Here is a 16,982-nt window from a genome sequence, read left to right as displayed (position 1 = left end):
CTACTGATTCGATCACTCGTCGAGAGCTGTTTTCTTCTATAGATGAGGCAGCGGACCAATCAGACAAGGGCATGCATCAGGCCCGAGAGTTGCTTTACCAGTTTGTCGTACTGCGCTTCTTTGGGAAGAACTAATTCGTAGCCAAGTTGCTGGCATTTGGCTTCATCCACGGGCCTCTGGTTAGTGGCCATAATGACCACCGGAATGGTTTGCCAGGCGGGTGTCTGGGCCAATACGGTCAGGGCGGCATAGCCTTTCCGAAGGGCCATGTGCCAATCCATGATCAACAGGGATGGTTCCGGGTAAACATTCCCGCGCAGCGCATCGAGTAGTTGCGCTTTCTGCGTAAAAAAATAGAGAACGGCCATCGGACAAGCTTCGCCAAATGCCTGTCGGTACAGATATTGGTCGTCGAGCTGGTCGTCATCGGCAATAAATATAACTGGAGGACAGTTAACGGATTGTGTGTGCGTTTTCATAAAGGGTTGCTATGCCTTATACGAATTACGGGTTGAAATCAGGGCAGTTCAGCTGCCTTTGTCAGTTGGTGATGATTGACGAACTCCCGCAGCAGTGCCAGCACCTGCGGCACCGATTCGATCCGGTACAGGGCTGAAGTGGCACCTTGGCCAACCTTGATCGTGTGGTGCTCCGGGCCCGACAGGACCGAAAACAGGTCTTCGTCGGTGCGGTCATCGCCAACGGCAAGAACAAATTCATAGGGGTAAGCCAAGGCCAGCTGTCTGGCCATTCGGCCCTTGTCGGTGTCCGCATTTTTAACTTCCACGACTTTATTGCCGTCGATGACGCGAAGTTGATAGGGCAGGAGCACGTCGAGCGTGGTAATCATTTCCCGTGATCGGTCGAAGCCAATTTCTTCGCCTACATTCCGGTAGTGCCACACCAGCGAGTGGCTTTTTTCCTCGACGAATGAACCGGCGCAACGGCTACAGAAATCAGCCATGAAGGGCCGCACTGTCTCTTTCCAGGCATCATCATCCAGTACCGAACTGCGCCAGACGCCTTCCTGGCGGAGGTAGGTGCCGTGTTCGGCCACAAGGTCAATGGGCAGTCCATCCAGCCAGCGGTCGAGGGTGTCATGATCCCGACCGCTTATCACTACGACCTTGTTGTTGGGAAGGGCTGCCAACTCGTTCAGCAAATTGAGGAGGGCTGCCGACGGTGTGGCCTGCTCGGGTTTGTCGGTGAATTCAGTAAGTGTACCGTCATAATCCAGCAAGAGTAACCGCGACTGGGCTTTTTCATAAGCCTCCAGCAATTTGTGCTTACCAGCCCCCCGCAGGCTGCGGCTATGGCCTAACCGCTTGCCTTGGCGTGTGGCGAGTAACCTATCGAAAAAGTCATTTGCCCACTGCTTAACGTCGTACTCCCGAATGCGTTGCTGCATGACCCTCATCCGACGCTGCTGTTCGTCGGGCGGCATGGTGAGCGCCACCAGCATTTGTTCCGCTACTTCGTATTCATCCAGCGGGTTCACCAGCAGGGATTCTCCCAGCTCATTGGCTGCGCCCGTCAGTTCGCTGAGCAGCAGGACGCCCTGCTCGTCCTGACGCGATGCGATAAACTCTTTCGCTACCAGGTTCATCCCGTCTCGCAAGGGCGTGATCATGGCGACATCGCAGGCGGTGTAAAGGGCCAGTAACTGCGAAAAACGGAGTGAGGCATACCGATACACGATGGGCACCCAGGTCAGGGTGGCGAATTTCCCGTTGATGCGCCCAACGGCCTGTTCGATCATTTGCTTCCGTTCGCCGTAGGTCTGAATCTCATCCCGTGATGGAATCACGACCAGAATAAACACCAGATTCCCTTTCCAGTCGGGATGTGCTTCCAGAAAGGCCTCCAGGGCGTCCAGACGCTGCATCACTCCCTTGGTATAATCCAGGCGGTCTACCGAAAAAATGATCTTGCCTGAATAGCTCGCTTTCAATTCGTCGCGTTCGGTGACTACATCGGGCTGGTCGAAGGCGTCATGGTATAGATCGTAGTTAATGCCAATCGGAAAGGCCTGCCCCTGTACAAACCGGTCCTGATGTGGAATTTTCGCCAGGCTGTGCGACAGGCCGAGGTTAAGCTGTACGGATTCCAGAAAATGGACCAAGTAATCGTTGGTATGAAAACCGATCAGGTCAGCGCCCAGAAGACCTTTCAGTAAATACGTTCGGCATCGCCTGGTCAAAAGCCGCAATAATTCATTGGACGGAAACGGGATATGCAGGAAAAAGCCGATGGTTGCCTCCGGAACCCGTTCGCGAATTAGCTGGGGCAACGCTAAAAAGTGGTAATCGTGTACCCAGACCATATCGTCGGGCTGTAGTAATTCAACCACTTTCTCGCAAACGGTCTGATTGGCAGCCTGATAGGCCCTGAATGTCTCATCGTGATAGTCTACGTAAGACGGAAAATAGTGGAACAGCGGCCAAAGTACCGAGTTCGAGAAGCCATTGTAAAAGCCTTTGTTGGTGGCTTTGTCCAGAAACACGGGGACGTACTCGAAATCGTCATTGACCTCGTGTTTGTGATTCTCCCATATCCGCTGGGTAAAATCAGCGCATCCAATCCAGAGTGGTTTCTGCGGAGACGTTCCCAATTCCAGCGATTTAATGGCCGTTACCAGCCCCCCGGCTGACGGCGTAACCGTGGTTGTTCTATTTTTAGTTTTGATCGAAAAGGGCAACCGATACGAGATAATGACAAGGCGATTGTTCTTCATATTGTCTTGAATCAGGCATTTCAGGGCACTGGTTACGTTGATTAACCGCTGTCGCCACTGAAAGGCTTTACTAAGACAAAAGGAATCAGAACAATCGCCCAGACTACCTCACAAAGAAAGGTAATGGTCCTGTAGGGAGCGTATGCGCTTTATTAATCGCTACTCACCGCCCGACGTTGCTGCGCCCGACGGAAGCTTTTGCGGGGTAGTCGTTGGACCCAAAATGGTTATTTTACCGTTTTTTACCTGCATGCGATCAATAAACACGACACGATCGTCGCCCGTTTTGGCGGTCCGGCCATGGTAAACGCAGAACATCTCTTTGCCATCCGGCGAGTAAGCGATGCTGTTGTGCCCGGTGCCCGTCACGACTCCGCCTTTATCGATGTTTTTGGCCAGGATCGGGTTGTCGGCCGATTTTTTGAATGGACCCAACGGCGACGAGGAAGTAGCGTAACCAATGGCATAATGCTGACCGCCAAAATGATTGGCCGAATACATTATGTAATACACGTTGTCTTTCTTGAACATAACCGAACCCTCCGTCCAACGGCGGTTCGCTTCATGCGCCGTAACGGAAAGGCTTTCCCATTGCGCTTGTTTATCGCTGAGCTTAACGGGGGGGCGCAACAGTAAAACCGGCTGGCCGATGACGCCGGAAAAATCAGACTTCAGCTCGACGCCATATACCCAGCTTTCTTCAATCTCGTTGTACCAGCCTTTTTTGCGCGCCCATTCGGAAACGTCGCTCTTGACCGGATGCTTGTAACAGCAACGCGAGTAGTACAAATAGGCTTTGCCATTGGTGTCAAAAAATACATTGGCATCGATAATCGGGTAGCCCGGATCAAAGACGGGCCGGTTAGTCAGGTCAACAAAGGGGCCCGTGGGTTTGTCGGCAACGGCCACCCCAATGCGGAAGTTTTCCTTTTCATGCGTTGGGTTCACGTTCCACTGGGCACTGTAGAACAGGTAATATTTTCCCTTCACTTCATACACTTCGGGTGCCCAGTAAGCACCGTCCCAACTGGCTTTGGGATCGCTCCAGCCATTTTTGTTGTCGTGAAAGTAGACCTGTCCTTCTTTTTTCCAGTTGACCATGTCCGTGGACGAGTAAGCGGCAAAGCCCTTATCGGCTCCTCCTGTGCCGTACATATAATACTTGCCCTGGGTAAACAGCACGAATGGGTCACCGAACTGAACGGGTAGGGGATTAGAAAAGGTAACGTTATTACTGGCCGGGCGCTGCGTGGATTGTGCTTTGACAGCGTAGCAACCCAGGGCTGCGAAAAGGAATAGAAATGGCACGAATGGTTTCATGAGAGCAATCGAAGCGTTGAGTAACAAAAGTAGGTAAATTGGTTTTAGTAGAACTCTTGAGAAAGCGTTGATCAGGAAACTCTCTTTATAAACGTACTAAGGTTGCCAATTGGTCGTAGCTTTCTGTAAAACTCGTTTAGCTGACCAAAGGCTGTGCTTTGACTCGGTTTACTCGAAAACAGGCACTTTGCTCCCTGAGTTTGGCCTATTGTATATTTCTGCCTCAGCCACATTGATTACACAACCGGACATTAGCTATGAATCAGTCGTTTCAGTACCTGCAAGTGGTATTCATTATTCTCACCATTCTTTCCTATGTGGTGGGCCTGACGTTGGGTATCCTGGGTATTCTGGCCCTGCTCAAGTACTTGAAAAAGTAGGTCTACTTTAGTTTAGCACCGTGGCTGCTGAGAAGGCCATCAGGGCGATTTAAATTCACTTTTGTAACAGTCATAGCACTTATACAACGAGCTACATGAAGAAGTGCCTATCAAGTATGCTTTTAAAAAGTTAAAACAGTTTCTCCATTTAGACTTACCTTATCGACACATGCGCTATAAAAGGACGGAATTAAGCCTTTATCTATCATGAACCGTCGAATTTCTTTACTGGGGCTCGTTTATGTGTTAATTCTTTTGAGTCCGTTTGCCAGAGGGCAGTCCACGCTAATCACCCAGCCATTAAGTATTAGTGTCACCTGTCCAGGTTCTTCATTCATCGTTCCATTTTCGTCTAGCCCTGTAGACGTAGGCTATTCGACTAATACCATTTTTACGGTACAGGTCTCGGATGGGGGAGATTATAAAGATATTCCCACGAAAGGCACTTATGATACGTACGGTATACCCATAACGGCTACTGTTCCCGCCGATGTAATTCCGGGTCGCTTTTATTCGGTTCGAATAAGAACCACCAATCCCGATGTTGTAGGAACCCCCAGCTCGACCCGATTATTTATTAAAGGAAACGAGGCCAAGCCGCCCCCACCCCTGGTGGATTCGCTAACCTGGGATTGTATGTCAACCAACCAATCATCCATGTCTGGGCTTTACTCGTACTTAAATTTTAAGGTAGCAGCAGGCGCTACCCCCCGCTTGTACTACAATGACCAATGGAACCGCTTTAGCGATTACGCCGAATTTCCGTATGAAACCCAACAACAAAATGGTGAATATGTACACGATAAGCAGCGAGGCTACTTTCAGCTTAACAAGGCCAGCTTAACGTCACCGACCTATGTGTATCCCGTTTATGAACACACGTACTACATAACTCAGTACATTGATGGCTGTGAAAGTGAACCGGTCGCCAGCAAATTACGAATAGTCTGGAAAGCGGGTGGTGGTCCTAAGCCGCTTAACCCTTTACCCGGTTCTCCCACTTTCGGCCGGGTAACCTATTGCCAGGGCGAACAGGCGTATCCTCTCAATGTCAACGGACACCAGCCGCCATCCGAAAACTTCCAGGTTGCTTACGGGGTGGGAGGGTTTCAATCCGTTATCCCATTGTCCTTACTTGCGCCTACTCCCGACACCCGCACACCGGGTCTTACGGGTTATATCCTGAACTTAGTTCCCATTGATTCCCGCAAAGGTTGTGCAAACCAAAACTACCTGACCTTTACCTACTTGACCGTAGTCGTCAATCCCACACCAACTAAACCAACTACTACTACTGGTTTGATCGACTACTATCAGGGTCAGCAATCGACTTTCCTGACCGCTTCAACGACTGATAGTTCAGCCTCTTTAGTTTGGTATGGCACCAACGCAACCGGCGGCATCGGCTCTCCTACGGCCCCCCAGCCGTCTACCAGCCAGAGTGGTACATTTACCTATTATGTCGCCCAAAAAGTGGGGTCCTGCGAAAGTGAGCGTGTAGGTATTAGCGTCCGCATCAATCCATTAGTAGCCGTAGAGGATGCTTTGTTGGAAGCGCACAGTGAGGTATCCCCTAATCCAGTGACCTCTCGACTGTACGTGAAGGTTGGTGGTGTGTCACCTCAACAACCTGCCGTTCTGGAATTGGTGGAGTTAACGGGGAGGCCTCTACAGAAATATGTAATACAAGGCGATACGACTGTCTTAAACTTGGAGAACTACCCACACGGAAATTACTTCCTGCGGATTCGGGTTGGCAATCGTCAGATCATAAAACGGATTGTGAAGCTATAAAGGTGGTGGCGGTTTCAGATGCTGGTAAGAATTTAGGCTAACCAAACCTCTACAAAAGTACACCGGAATGGCTCACTCCTGAGCAAGCTGACTCAAAATCCGCGCTGGTTCGCTGTAGAGATTGAAACGGCTATCGCGGACAAAACCGGCCAGGGTCATTTGTGCTTCCTTCGCCATTTGAACCGCCAGACTCGATGGAGCACCGACAGCGGCCAGCATCGGGACACCCGCCAGCCAGCTTTTCTGAACAAGTTCGACGCCAATTCGGCCACTCAAAAAAATGCCGAACCCACTCAGCGGAAGCCAGTTCTGCCAGAAAGCAGCCCCAATGAGTTTGTCAAGCGCATTATGGCGACCAATATCTTCCCGGACGATCAGCAACTTACCCGTTGCGTCGAACAGCGCCGAGGCATGGATACCGCCCGTATGCGCAAAGGCCCGTTGTACCTGGCGAACTCGCTCGGGCAGGGCGTGCAGTATGGCCGGATCAACTGAGAAGTCGCCAACGATCGGGCCAGGGGTGAGCGCCATCACGGCGTCTATAGTGGCTTTGCCGCAGAGCCCACAACTCGATGAGGTAAAGGTATTTCGTTCCAGCCGCGACCAGTCCACCACAACGTCGGGATGGAGTTCAACCCGGAGTACGTTACCTTCTTTATGGGCATCCTGCACGCAGTGCCGGCACGACACGATGTCGGTCGGTTTGTGAATAATCCCCTCGGTAAACAAAAAGCCCATAGCCAGCTCTTCATCGTGGCCGGGCGTGCGCATGGTCACCGATACGGGTCGTTGCTGCCGGTCGGTTACCGGTCCGAAACCCAGCCGGATCTCCAAAGGCTCTTCCACCGCCAGCAAGTCGGGAGCCTCGGTGAGGCTTTCTCCAGAAATTTTATGAACGATAACGGGCGCAACGAGCGACATGAACAGTGTATTGAGTTACCAGAAAATCCGTGTTTTATAGTAACTCAATACACCGTTAAATGATTGCGGGCGGGATTAAAAACTAAACGAGGCCGACGCTTTCAGGGCAAATGAATTGAGTGGAATACCGTTGGGGCCGTCGTCCAGGTAATTCAACCGGTGAATAGCCTGAAGCCGAATTATTTTGAAGATGTTGTCGATGCCGTAGCCTACTTCCATGTAGGGCTTTTGGCCATCCAGGGTGCCGAAGTAAACAGGCCTTGTGCCGCCCGGCAGGGGCTTGAATGACTCCACATCCTGGTTGGCTTTGGTTTGCGATCCCCATAATGCGTCGATGTTAGCGACCAGCCTCCAGTTCAGTTTCCGAATACCTGGAATCCGGTTAAACAGCAGCCCTTCAAATCGGTGCTGAATATGAACAGCCACAAAACGGTCGCTGACAAATTCGTAAAACTGCATTCGGTTGAAGGTGTTGGTTGTCAACAGCGGAGTCGGGTTGCCAATGTGCGGGAACAGCAGGGGCGCGGGTAATGTAGAGGGCGTGTAGCCAGCCGAAAGCAGATAGGTCATCCGGCCAAGGGCCCCCAGTCGTAAGGATTGCTGAGCGCGTAGGGTCAGCCGGTCATAATTGTATTCGCCCCCCAACGATTTGGACCCATGCGTATACCGGATGGTCAGGACAGGCGCCCGTTTGGTACCTAGTGTGATTCGGTCGTTGCCATCCATCAGGTATTTTTCCTTGCGAGCCAGCCGTGCTTCAATGGACCAGTAGGCATCAAAAATATCGGACCGCAGCGCCGACTGATCGCCCAGTTCCGGTTCGGTTCGGTAGTGAAAAGGAAAGAGTGGGTCAAAGGTTCGGCTACCCAGGGTGGCCGTTAGCAAGATACCTCTGACGGGCTCCGTTTTAAAGAAAACTTCTTTCTGATAGCTTTGGTATCCACCGCGGAAGCGGCCAAACCGGCTCAGGGCGTAAAAGATCCGGTTGCCGCCGATCAACTCGGGGGTCAGGCCGAGTCGTTCAAGGTCATTGGCTACCCGAACACCCAGAATGGTCCAGTGCTGGCGTGAAAACAGGTAATTTATCTCGCCCCCATACTTAAATTCCTTGTCCAGTGTCCCATAAGCAACGTAACCCCGAAGCACCCAGTTGCGACTGAATTGCTCGTTGGTCCGGAACCCGATTCGTGTTCGCAGGCCTTCTACACTGTTTACGGCAAATAGATAGGGGTAGGGGCCAATGTCGAACCCGCCCACTTTATAAAACCCCGTTACGGCCACTTGCCCCACCGCTTCGGCCATTTTTACGGCCGGAACAGCACGTAATTTTTCGATGACCTGACGGGTTTTCTGATCCTCTTTATTGAGCGAATCCGCGCCAGCCAATGTACTCTGGACAGTATGCCAATAGGCTTCATTATTGGTTGAAACCGTATCGCTCGGCTCAATTGGTTGTTCATAGAAGGCCGCCGGGTGCGGATGATTCACAATAATATTACTGTTCCGCAGCGTAACCTGTGCCCGCAGCCCCAGCGATTGCTTCCCAACGCCGGTCAGATCGGCTTTGAGGTGAATGCTGACGGGTAACCAGCCCGCCGTAACCGATGAACCCGCCGAATCGGTCGTCGTTTCCAGTTCCTGTTCGATGGTGATTTCACGTACGTAGTTCAGATTGGCACCGGATCCAATGCGGGTTTCAATCTGGCACAGGGCAAACGAAGTGGTGTCGATCCAGGCTTTCCCCACAAAAGCGAGGTCTTCGGGGCGTTTGGGGTCGAACTGGATTTCGTAGCAAATGTGGTCGCCGATCTGGGTTGTATCGGCCAGAAAGAATTCATACCAGTTTTTCCAGTTATCGCCGATGGGCGAGGCAAAATCCTTTCCCAAAATGGGAATATAGTTATCGTAAAAATTCTGGTTGACAAGATTGGTTCCCCCTAATAACTGCGAGCTTAGACCAGCGTCGTCAACGGCGACACCTTTAATGCGTGTTTTCAGAATGTCCTCCCGTTTGTGTTGGGGGTTGGCTTTAAAATAATAGCGCGATACCGATTCGGAGGCTAATAGCGGCAGTACGCGATGCCCATCTTTGTCAATGATCGAGTCGTGCTTACTCATGGCTTCGTTGATCCGTTTGATGAGCGGATTCTTGCGCATGCGATCCGAAACGTGACTGAGAGCGATTTCCGTTTTTACGTAGCTGTCGTATTCATAGGCGGAGAGCCGTTTTCGGTCGTTGATCGAGCGGTTTTTGCGAAGCTGCCGTAGCACGCGCCAGGCTGGGTTTTCACCGGCTTTAACCGTGACTTCCTGTAAGGAATTGCCCCCCGATTCCAGCTTGATGTCAACCGCCTGGCTTGTCCGCTCCGGGTCGATAGCCCGACGGTTCACTTTATAGCCCATTGAGCTAACGGCTATCGAATCTGTCAGTATTTTGGCTACGAGCGTATAACGGCCTTTTTCGTCCGTTAGCGTCCCAGTGCGTCGCCCCACCAGCGATACACTGGCAAACGGTATTGGGTCACCCGTGTGGGCATCCGTAACCAGCCCGGTAACTGTATAGACGGTTTGCGCCTGAGTAGCGGTTACGGCTACGCTAAGTACTAACCACAAAAAGATTACTAGAGGAGGTAACTGTGTCTTCAAGCGTTCTGTCGTCTTGTCGTTCTAATTCGCATGGCGAAGATAACCAAATACAGGTAGTTATCAGGGGTTACATCAGATGAATCGACATTAAAAAACGATGAGTTGTTAAAACTACTCTATGAACAGTATGGAGTTAGCCGTTTATTTTTTATTCGTCAGGAGTAAGTAATTTTTACTAAATCAATTTTTTATCGACTGATTGGGCCTGTTAGCCAACTAACCAGATTCGATCCGCTTCGGCTCCCTGCTCAGTCCATTCCACCAGTACTTGCTGGGACTCCAGCGTATTAACACGTTTGCCGGTATAATCTGGTTTAATGGGCAGATCACGGTTATAGCGCCGATCGATCAGCACGAGCAGTTCCACTTTTCGAGGACGCCCGAAGGCGGTCATGGCATCGAGGGCGGCCCGCACCATCCGACCCGTAGCCAGTACATCATCCACCAGAATGACGCGCTTGTTTTCGATGATGAATGGAACATGCGTTGTGTTGGGCCGCAGGGGCGTATCGCGTCGCCGGAAATCGTCCCGATAAAAGGTCGCGTCAAGATAGCCAAGAGGCACATCATGCCCCAGCGCCCGGTTCAGTTCACGGGCCACACGTTCCGCAAAATAGATGCCCCGCGGCTGTAAGCCAAGAATGACCGTGTCGTCGAAATTCTGGTAATTTTCAATGAGTTGTTGGGCGAGTCGGCTCACAACAATTTCCAGCAACGGACTGGATAAAATTAGGCGTTGTTGATTCATGGAGTAAAAATAGTCGTAAGTCGTTCAGATACGGGTTAAAACTCATAAAATCATGCAAAGACAATAGTTCGGCCCGCAACTGTTTCTTTGTAGCTTTGATGGAAGCATATAAAATCCATCAAGTATGGGGGTTCGCACGTGTACTGGTCTAGTCTTACTTCTTTTTCTGAGTTTCACCCATGGCAACGCCCAGAACGTAGCTGGCCTTTGGCTGGGAGCCACGTATTCATCGACCACGGGAAAGCTTCTGTATGATTACACCATGACGCTGACCCAAACGGGTAGTACGCTGAATGGCACTACGCAGACGGCTACCCTGGCCGGTCCATTCGGCAGGCAGGCCGCTGTATCGGGGCAACTGAACGGATCGACGGTGACGTTTACGGAGTCTAGTCAGGATGGTAGTTTAGCGGGTAGTTGTTACTGGCGGGGAACAATGACGTATAATCCGGTAGACGAAAGCCTGATCGGTACGTTTGAAAATATTAGTACTAATATATACTGTTCGACTGCTCCGAACGGTCGAGTCGAGTTATACCGAATCGCGCTGAAAAGTGGGACAACCTTTTGTAAAAGTACACCCGCACACCTGACCGTTACGGGCAAAAATATCCGGTGGTATTCATCCGAGGCTAAAACTAACCTGCTGGCAACGGGCAACACATACACACCAAGGCTTAATGAGACAACGACGTTTTACGTTACGCAAACACTGAATCAATCTGAAAGTCCGGCGGTGCCGGTTACCGTTACCATCACTGAACCCATTTTTACCGTTGCGATTACCAATGCAGGCTGTGCTAAAAACAACGGGTCCATTCAGGTAATTGCTTCCAATGCAACCAACTGGCAGTATAGCCTAAACGCGGGTGCTTTTCAGGGGAGCCCCCTGTTTGCGAACCTTTCTCCGGGCTCTTACACTGTTGTTGCCCGAGATACCGATGGTTGTCAGGCCGCTCATACGGGCATCATTACGGCTGCGGCTGATACGGCCATTACCATCAGGAATGTACAAACGACACCCCCTGGCTGTGCCAGCGCCACCGGCGCTGTAAGCATTGTAGCCGTGAGTGGCAACGGACCGTTAATGTATTCTCTTGACGGCGGGGTTACGTTTCAGCCCAGCCCGGTCTTTTCGAAACTAGCCGGGGGAGCCTATACACTGCGGGTGCGCGATGCAAATGGATGTGAAGTGGATAAAGCCGTTACAGTGCCTACGGCCACACCCATAGAGGTAAATAGCCTGACCAGCGTACCTACTACGTGTGGACAGGCCAATGGGCAGGTGGCTGTGACAACGTCGGGTGGTCGAAAACCTATATACTACAGCCTTGACAACCGTCCGTTTCAGGCGAATTCTTTATTTATAAAGGTGCCAGCGGGCAGTTATTCCCTTTTGGCTAAAGACAGTGCGGGTTGTACCATTAGGCAGGCTGTAACCGTGGCTGCCAGCACGGTCCCTCAATTCGGAGCTATTCAAACCACAGCCTCAACCTGTGATGAGCAGAATGGGGCTATCCATATAGCACCGAACGCAACAACGGCAAATCTGCTGTTTTCCATCGACGGACAGCCGTTTCAGAAAAGCAGCGATTTTACCGGGCTAAAGGCAGGCCTGTACACGCTGACAGCGAAGGACGATAAGGATTGTATGGCCAGCCGATCCGTCCAGGTTTCGCTCAACTGCGCCCCTGTTCTCCATCTGCCAACGGCCTTCTCGCCTAACCACGATTCGATGAACGACGCCCTGACCGTTTATTTTTCGTTTCCATCCCTTACCGTCACCACCTTCATTGTTTATGATCGCTGGGGTACAGTCCTGTATAATCGTGCTAATTTTGCACTCTCCAGTGGAGAACCGCTCTGGGATGGTCAACTCAATGGTCAGGCAGTGCCAGCGGGTATGTATGCGTACCGGCTCGATTGCCAGTTTCCGGATGGAACACCCATGACGTACCGCCAGTCGGTAGCCCTTTTATACTGATTGTTTATGAAATTTCTGATTGTTGGTTTGGGCAATATTGGCCCAGAGTACGCGCTTACCCGGCACAACGCTGGTTTTATGGTGCTTGATCGGTTAGCGGCTCAGCACGGGTTTACGTTCACGATGACCCGGCTGGCCTATACGGCCAAGTGGCAGCACAAAGGCAAGCAATTGTTCTTTGTCAAACCCACTACATTTATGAACCTCAGTGGAAAGGCCGTGCTGTACTACATGAAACAGGAAAATATTCCGGTCGACAATGTGCTGATTATCACGGACGACAAAGATTTGCCGTTTGGCAAACTGCGCCTGAAGCCTAAAGGATCGCCGGGCGGTCACAATGGCCTGCGCAGTATTGACGAGTTGCTGGGCACGCAGGAATATGCGCGACTTCGGGTAGGGATTGGTAATAATTTCTCGAAAGGACGGCAGGTCGATTTTGTGTTGGGGGAGTTTCCGGAGGATGAATTGATTCAGTTGCCCGACTATTTGGACCGGGCAGGCAGCGCTGCACTCGCTTTTTGTACTATGGGAATACAAATGGCCATGAATAATTACAACCAATGATATAACTATTTAAAGAAAATTGCATTTTTCCTGAATAGTATAAACGCATAGTATATTATCTTAATATTAAAATTTTATTTGGTTTGTTTTCAATTTGTTTTGACAGATAGTGATTATTTAAAATAAAACGGCATAAAATTCGGAAGAAAATTTCGTAGAGGACATAATGGGCGTTTGCACTTTCAAACTTTCTATAGACCTTTGTGCGTTATCTAATTGAAAACAAAATAGAACAAAACAATGAAATCGCGTGTTATCTTTGCATCAGTAGTTCTTGGATTAGGATTAGTGATCACTCAGGCAAACGCGGCTACCACCACCAACACTGATGATAGCCCGGCAGCCACCAAGCCGGCAAGTGCTATGCTTGTCAATGGTTCACAAGTGCAGTTTGCTGCATACATTGGACAAAACGTTGGCAAGTTTGCGCAAACTACCAATTGGACAAACTTTATGAGTGTTGTCTCTTTGTATAACCAAAGCCCAGCGGCCGTTCTGAACATCAGTCCTGCCGACCGCGCTAAGTTTAACGAAGCAGCCGCTCAAGTAACGAATACACTGGCCAAGCAAAAAGATGCGAACGCTAGTCTTTGGATGCACCAGGCCGATCACACAACACGCATGATTAATTTCCTTTGGAATGCTAATCAATCTGCTGTTGAAGCCGCTGACATTCAGTAAGATAAATCAAATCCTGATTTCTTTTGGATTTGGAACAGAAAAGAGTAAAAGTTAGTTTTTCATGTAGAAAAGGTTAAGGGTTTAGGAATAGTCAGTATAGGGTTCTCCGCTTCGATCGGGGAACCTTATCTTTTTTTAGGGCCATTGGATTGGTTGATGACCGGCCTATTTCACCTCATTATTGGGTACAATTATGCGCAGTGCTCCAGGTCTGATGGCGGCTTTGAGGTTGGTAACACGGCCCCGATATTCCCCATCGACCTGAAAGTAGACCCGTCGCTGGGTTTCGATCTCCACGGACGTTGCTGGATGGATCTCTATTTTTTTAGGATCGAACGGCCGGTAACGCCAGAAAAGTTTGATGATTTCCCAAAACGATAACCGACGGAAGATAACGACCTCAAAGTGACCGTCGAAAGGATCTCCTTCGGGATTGATAATGGCTCCGGTTCCATACATCCGCGCATTGGCCAGCACCACCATAAAGGCTGCCCGCTGAATGCGCTCGTCACCAACCGTGATGGAAACCCGTAATAATCGCCGTTTTTGCAGCACCCTGACTACTCCCCGCAAATAACCCAGCTTACCCCGCAGGTTATTTTTTTCATAATAGCGAACGAGTTGCGCATTCAGGCCAATATCGCTCAGGTGCAGGCAGGTGTCATTTTCGTTGACAGTAATAATGTCAGTTGCCCTGGGCACACCGTCGATTAACAGAGCAAGGCTACCGTTAATATCGGGTGGGATGCCCAGTTCGCGGGCCATACCATTGGCTGATCCGGCTGGCAATACGCCCAGGAGAATATCCGTTTCAAGCAAGACAGTAGCCACGATCTTAAGGGTGCCGTCGCCCCCAACGGCAACAACGCAGTCGGGCTTGTGCTCATCGATTTGCTGACGGATGGTAGCCTCATCTGTTTTTCCGTTGAGGTGGAACTGATGGCAGGTATGCGGTAAGTCGGCGAAAAAATTAGTGATACCCTCTTCCCAGGCGCTTTTGTCCGTCCCACCTGATACCGGGTTGATTGCAAATAAAAATATCAACTTCTAAACAGATTATAGGTTATACAAGGGCTGAAACTGCTTGAACGTTATGGACACTGTGCAACCCCCTTTTGGGTATAAACAAAAAATAAGCCTGAAGGGTAGATTAAAACACTATTTATTAACATTGCTCCGGATAACAGATCAGCCGGTCGTTAAAGTATATAGAGGTTTTGGGAACGATAAGTACGCCACAGTTTACGGTCATGTCCTTCGACGAAGCGCAATGCCGCGACAAAAATACCGGGATATTGACTTCATCAACCTGCTGGCTGTATTACGGTTGTTTCTGGTGCGGCCTTATCCGCACGCCCTGGTTCGGCTGCGCGTAGAAAACCAGACTGTGCAGGTCATGTCGGACGCCGATGGGTGTTTTCAGGTCGACATACCGCTGCCAGCGCCATTGCTTCCTGGCTGGCATGCTGTTCGAGCGCAACTTATCTCCCAAACATTAGCGCCCGAGACCATACTCGCCGAGGGTGAAGGGAACGTTTTATTGCCGCATTCATCCCCGTTTATGTGCATTTCCGATATCGACGATACCTTTCTGGTTTCGCATTCGGCCACCATTGCGAAACGCTTGCTGGTATTGCTCACCGAAAATGCCCACAGCCGGATGCCATTCGATGGTGTTGTGTCTCATTATCAATTGCTTGCCGGAGCGAATAACAATCCGCATGCTGCGAATCCGTTTTTTTATGTGTCGAGCAGCGAATGGAATCTATACGACTATATTCTGGAGTTTTCCCGGAAAAATGGCTTACCCAAAGGCGTATATCGCCTGAGCCAGCTTAAACGATTATCGCAGGTGCTGAAAACCGGGAAAGGCAAGCACCATACGAAGTTTGATCGAATTGCGCAGATCCTGGACACCTATCCTGATCGACAGTTTGTTTTACTCGGTGACGACTCGCAGCAGGATCCAATCATTTATGAGTCTGTTGTTCAGCAGTATACCCGGCAAATACGCTGTGTTTACATTCGCCAGATTCACGCGAAGCACAAAGCCCGGACTATGGAGTTGATGGCCCGCATCGAAGCAAAAGGTGTGGCTTCTTGTTACTTTGCTCATAGTGCCGACGCCCGGCAGCATTCCATTTCCATTGGCCTTGTCACTAGTTAATCGACAAGATTCATACGCAACAAAGCAGCGCCCGTTGAACGTTGAAAAAATAATTTCCCGGATAATCAATTGTGCTGATACTGCACATAACTTATGTAGTTTGCAGTTTTACTGATAAATAGAACATATAGGCCATTTATTTGTATTCGTATAAGTTAAATTGCTTTAATATAGCAAAAGGTTAAATATCTGTGATTTTGTTAGTATATAATAACTGTATATCGTATATACTATATTTTCGTATAATAATTTTAAGTATATTGGAGTTATTCTTAAGTTGGCATGTTTTAAAGATCTGGTTGATTTTACCAGGGCTTACTGAAGAGTTCGATACCGACTAGTAGTGATCCTATAAAAGGTATAGATGTAGCCAAAAACAAGCATCAGCCGTGAGTCGAAAGACTTTTGCCAGAATCTATCTCTTTATCCACAGCTTGATTGGTGTTTCACTAGTAAATTCTTTTGTTTATGAATGTGGATCAGTTTAATCGGTTGACCATCGCCGAGCAGGTAGTTCTCATTCCCCTCAAAGGCCGCTTTGTTGCTGAGCGTCAAGCCAAAAAACAACTAGTCAAACTCTATCATTGGGGTAATGTCTTTTTGGAAATCTATTATCGATGGCCCTCTTCCCGGGGAAGCGGAGCAAACTGGGAGCCTTCTCGGGTAAATAGCTTTGCCGATAAGGCAGGTTGTTCAGGCCAGTTGCTGCCCTATGTAGATCAAATTAGTCTGGAGGCTATAGTGCCTTGAGCGAGCTACTTTGTTTCATATAGTTGTTAAGCTGTTTTCTCAACTGACTTTAGGCTTAGCCAGGTAAACTGCCTGTGTCTGATCGTTCTTAGCTGGCATACGAGCTTCGGCTAGCCGATAAAATCAGGCTCAGGTACCGACGAATATGTCGCAAATTCCCCCTTAAATTGCCTTCATCAGCCCCCTTCAGTCGCAACAGACTGTAGTATATTTGTAAAGCCACCTACCGATCCGGCAATGCGTGTCTGTGTAGTCTCAGCCGTAAAAACGATACTATATTGGTGAGCTAT

Annotated in this window: 14 protein-coding genes; 7 read left to right on the top strand and 7 right to left on the bottom strand. The window is 49.8% G+C overall.

What is annotated here, in order from left to right; genetic code table 11:
• Nucleotides 1–59 precede the first annotated feature (59 nt).
• The 3 genes from ACYVAM_RS03780 to ACYVAM_RS03770 form a co-directional block, all read right to left on the bottom strand.
• Nucleotides 60–479: a response regulator gene (locus tag ACYVAM_RS03780; protein WP_461064053.1), complete on the bottom strand. Its 420-nt coding sequence runs from the start codon at nucleotides 477–479 to the stop codon at nucleotides 60–62.
• A gap of 38 nt (nucleotides 480–517) precedes the next feature.
• On the bottom strand, nucleotides 518–2,734 hold the full coding sequence (locus ACYVAM_RS03775) for a bifunctional alpha,alpha-trehalose-phosphate synthase (UDP-forming)/trehalose-phosphatase (RefSeq protein WP_461064051.1): 2,217 nt from the start codon (nucleotides 2,732–2,734) through the stop codon (nucleotides 518–520).
• 159 nt (nucleotides 2,735–2,893) lie between these two features.
• A complete protein-coding gene (locus tag ACYVAM_RS03770; protein ID WP_461064049.1) occupies nucleotides 2,894–4,054 on the bottom strand; it encodes a glycoside hydrolase family 43 protein in 1,161 nt (386 codons plus the stop codon).
• A gap of 257 nt (nucleotides 4,055–4,311) precedes the next feature.
• Between ACYVAM_RS03770 and ACYVAM_RS03765 the strand changes: the two genes are divergently transcribed.
• A complete protein-coding gene (locus tag ACYVAM_RS03765) occupies nucleotides 4,312–4,434 on the top strand; it encodes a hypothetical protein (RefSeq protein ID WP_461064047.1) in 123 nt (40 codons plus the stop codon).
• 207 nt (nucleotides 4,435–4,641) lie between these two features.
• Nucleotides 4,642–6,228 (top strand): T9SS type A sorting domain-containing protein, encoded by a 1,587-nt coding sequence (locus tag ACYVAM_RS03760; protein ID WP_461064045.1) that lies wholly within the window; start codon nucleotides 4,642–4,644, stop codon nucleotides 6,226–6,228.
• A gap of 72 nt (nucleotides 6,229–6,300) precedes the next feature.
• Here the strand turns inward: ACYVAM_RS03760 and fdhD are convergent, their stop codons facing one another.
• From fdhD to pyrR, 3 genes are all read right to left on the bottom strand, one after another.
• The gene (fdhD, locus tag ACYVAM_RS03755) at nucleotides 6,301–7,149 is read right to left on the bottom strand and encodes a formate dehydrogenase accessory sulfurtransferase FdhD (RefSeq protein ID WP_461064043.1); all 849 of its coding nucleotides are present in this window, start codon (nucleotides 7,147–7,149) and stop codon (nucleotides 6,301–6,303) included.
• A gap of 75 nt (nucleotides 7,150–7,224) precedes the next feature.
• Entirely contained in the window at nucleotides 7,225–9,762 is a 2,538-nt protein-coding gene (locus ACYVAM_RS03750; protein WP_461064041.1) for a DUF5686 and carboxypeptidase-like regulatory domain-containing protein, read from the bottom strand.
• Between the two features lie 241 nt (nucleotides 9,763–10,003).
• Nucleotides 10,004–10,543, bottom strand: a complete 540-nt coding sequence (gene pyrR, locus ACYVAM_RS03745) for a bifunctional pyr operon transcriptional regulator/uracil phosphoribosyltransferase PyrR (protein ID WP_461064039.1) — start codon at nucleotides 10,541–10,543, stop codon at nucleotides 10,004–10,006.
• Between the two features lie 124 nt (nucleotides 10,544–10,667).
• On the opposite strand from pyrR, the gene ACYVAM_RS03740 reads away from it, so the two are divergent.
• From ACYVAM_RS03740 to ACYVAM_RS03730, 3 genes are all read left to right on the top strand, one after another.
• A complete protein-coding gene (locus tag ACYVAM_RS03740; RefSeq protein WP_461064037.1) occupies nucleotides 10,668–12,527 on the top strand; it encodes a T9SS type B sorting domain-containing protein in 1,860 nt (619 codons plus the stop codon).
• Between the two features lie 6 nt (nucleotides 12,528–12,533).
• Nucleotides 12,534–13,094: an aminoacyl-tRNA hydrolase gene (gene pth, locus ACYVAM_RS03735; protein WP_461064035.1), complete on the top strand. Its 561-nt coding sequence runs from the start codon at nucleotides 12,534–12,536 to the stop codon at nucleotides 13,092–13,094.
• Nucleotides 13,095–13,334: 240 nt separating this feature from the next.
• The gene (locus ACYVAM_RS03730) at nucleotides 13,335–13,775 is read left to right on the top strand and encodes a hypothetical protein (RefSeq protein ID WP_461064033.1); all 441 of its coding nucleotides are present in this window, start codon (nucleotides 13,335–13,337) and stop codon (nucleotides 13,773–13,775) included.
• A gap of 165 nt (nucleotides 13,776–13,940) precedes the next feature.
• Here the strand turns inward: ACYVAM_RS03730 and ACYVAM_RS03725 are convergent, their stop codons facing one another.
• Nucleotides 13,941–14,819 (bottom strand): diacylglycerol/lipid kinase family protein, encoded by an 879-nt coding sequence (locus tag ACYVAM_RS03725; RefSeq protein ID WP_461064031.1) that lies wholly within the window; start codon nucleotides 14,817–14,819, stop codon nucleotides 13,941–13,943.
• Nucleotides 14,820–15,045: 226 nt separating this feature from the next.
• On the opposite strand from ACYVAM_RS03725, the gene ACYVAM_RS03720 reads away from it, so the two are divergent.
• On the top strand, nucleotides 15,046–15,942 hold the full coding sequence (locus tag ACYVAM_RS03720; protein WP_461064029.1) for an App1 family protein: 897 nt from the start codon (nucleotides 15,046–15,048) through the stop codon (nucleotides 15,940–15,942).
• A 468-nt stretch (nucleotides 15,943–16,410) separates the two neighbouring features.
• Nucleotides 16,411–16,692, top strand: a complete 282-nt coding sequence (locus ACYVAM_RS03715; protein ID WP_461064027.1) for a hypothetical protein — start codon at nucleotides 16,411–16,413, stop codon at nucleotides 16,690–16,692.
• The last annotated feature ends 290 nt before the right edge of the window (nucleotides 16,693–16,982 follow it).

It is taken from the genome of Spirosoma horti (genome assembly GCF_054776595.1).
This window is presented reverse-complemented; position numbering and strand designations above follow the sequence as displayed.

Coding starts and splice junctions, on each gene's coding strand:
- pth (WP_461064035.1), top strand. CDS start 12,534: ATGAAATTTCTGATTGTTGGTTTGGGCAATATTGGCCCAGAGTACGCG.
- ACYVAM_RS03760 (WP_461064045.1), top strand. CDS start 4,642: ATGAACCGTCGAATTTCTTTACTGGGGCTCGTTTATGTGTTAATTCTT.
- fdhD (WP_461064043.1), bottom strand. CDS start 7,149: ATGTCGCTCGTTGCGCCCGTTATCGTTCATAAAATTTCTGGAGAAAGC.
- ACYVAM_RS03720 (WP_461064029.1), top strand. CDS start 15,046: ATGCCGCGACAAAAATACCGGGATATTGACTTCATCAACCTGCTGGCT.
- ACYVAM_RS03775 (WP_461064051.1), bottom strand. CDS start 2,734: ATGAAGAACAATCGCCTTGTCATTATCTCGTATCGGTTGCCCTTTTCG.
- ACYVAM_RS03715 (WP_461064027.1), top strand. CDS start 16,411: ATGAATGTGGATCAGTTTAATCGGTTGACCATCGCCGAGCAGGTAGTT.
- ACYVAM_RS03730 (WP_461064033.1), top strand. CDS start 13,335: ATGAAATCGCGTGTTATCTTTGCATCAGTAGTTCTTGGATTAGGATTA.
- ACYVAM_RS03770 (WP_461064049.1), bottom strand. CDS start 4,054: ATGAAACCATTCGTGCCATTTCTATTCCTTTTCGCAGCCCTGGGTTGC.
- ACYVAM_RS03780 (WP_461064053.1), bottom strand. CDS start 479: ATGAAAACGCACACACAATCCGTTAACTGTCCTCCAGTTATATTTATT.
- ACYVAM_RS03765 (WP_461064047.1), top strand. CDS start 4,312: ATGAATCAGTCGTTTCAGTACCTGCAAGTGGTATTCATTATTCTCACC.
- ACYVAM_RS03740 (WP_461064037.1), top strand. CDS start 10,668: ATGGGGGTTCGCACGTGTACTGGTCTAGTCTTACTTCTTTTTCTGAGT.
- pyrR (WP_461064039.1), bottom strand. CDS start 10,543: ATGAATCAACAACGCCTAATTTTATCCAGTCCGTTGCTGGAAATTGTT.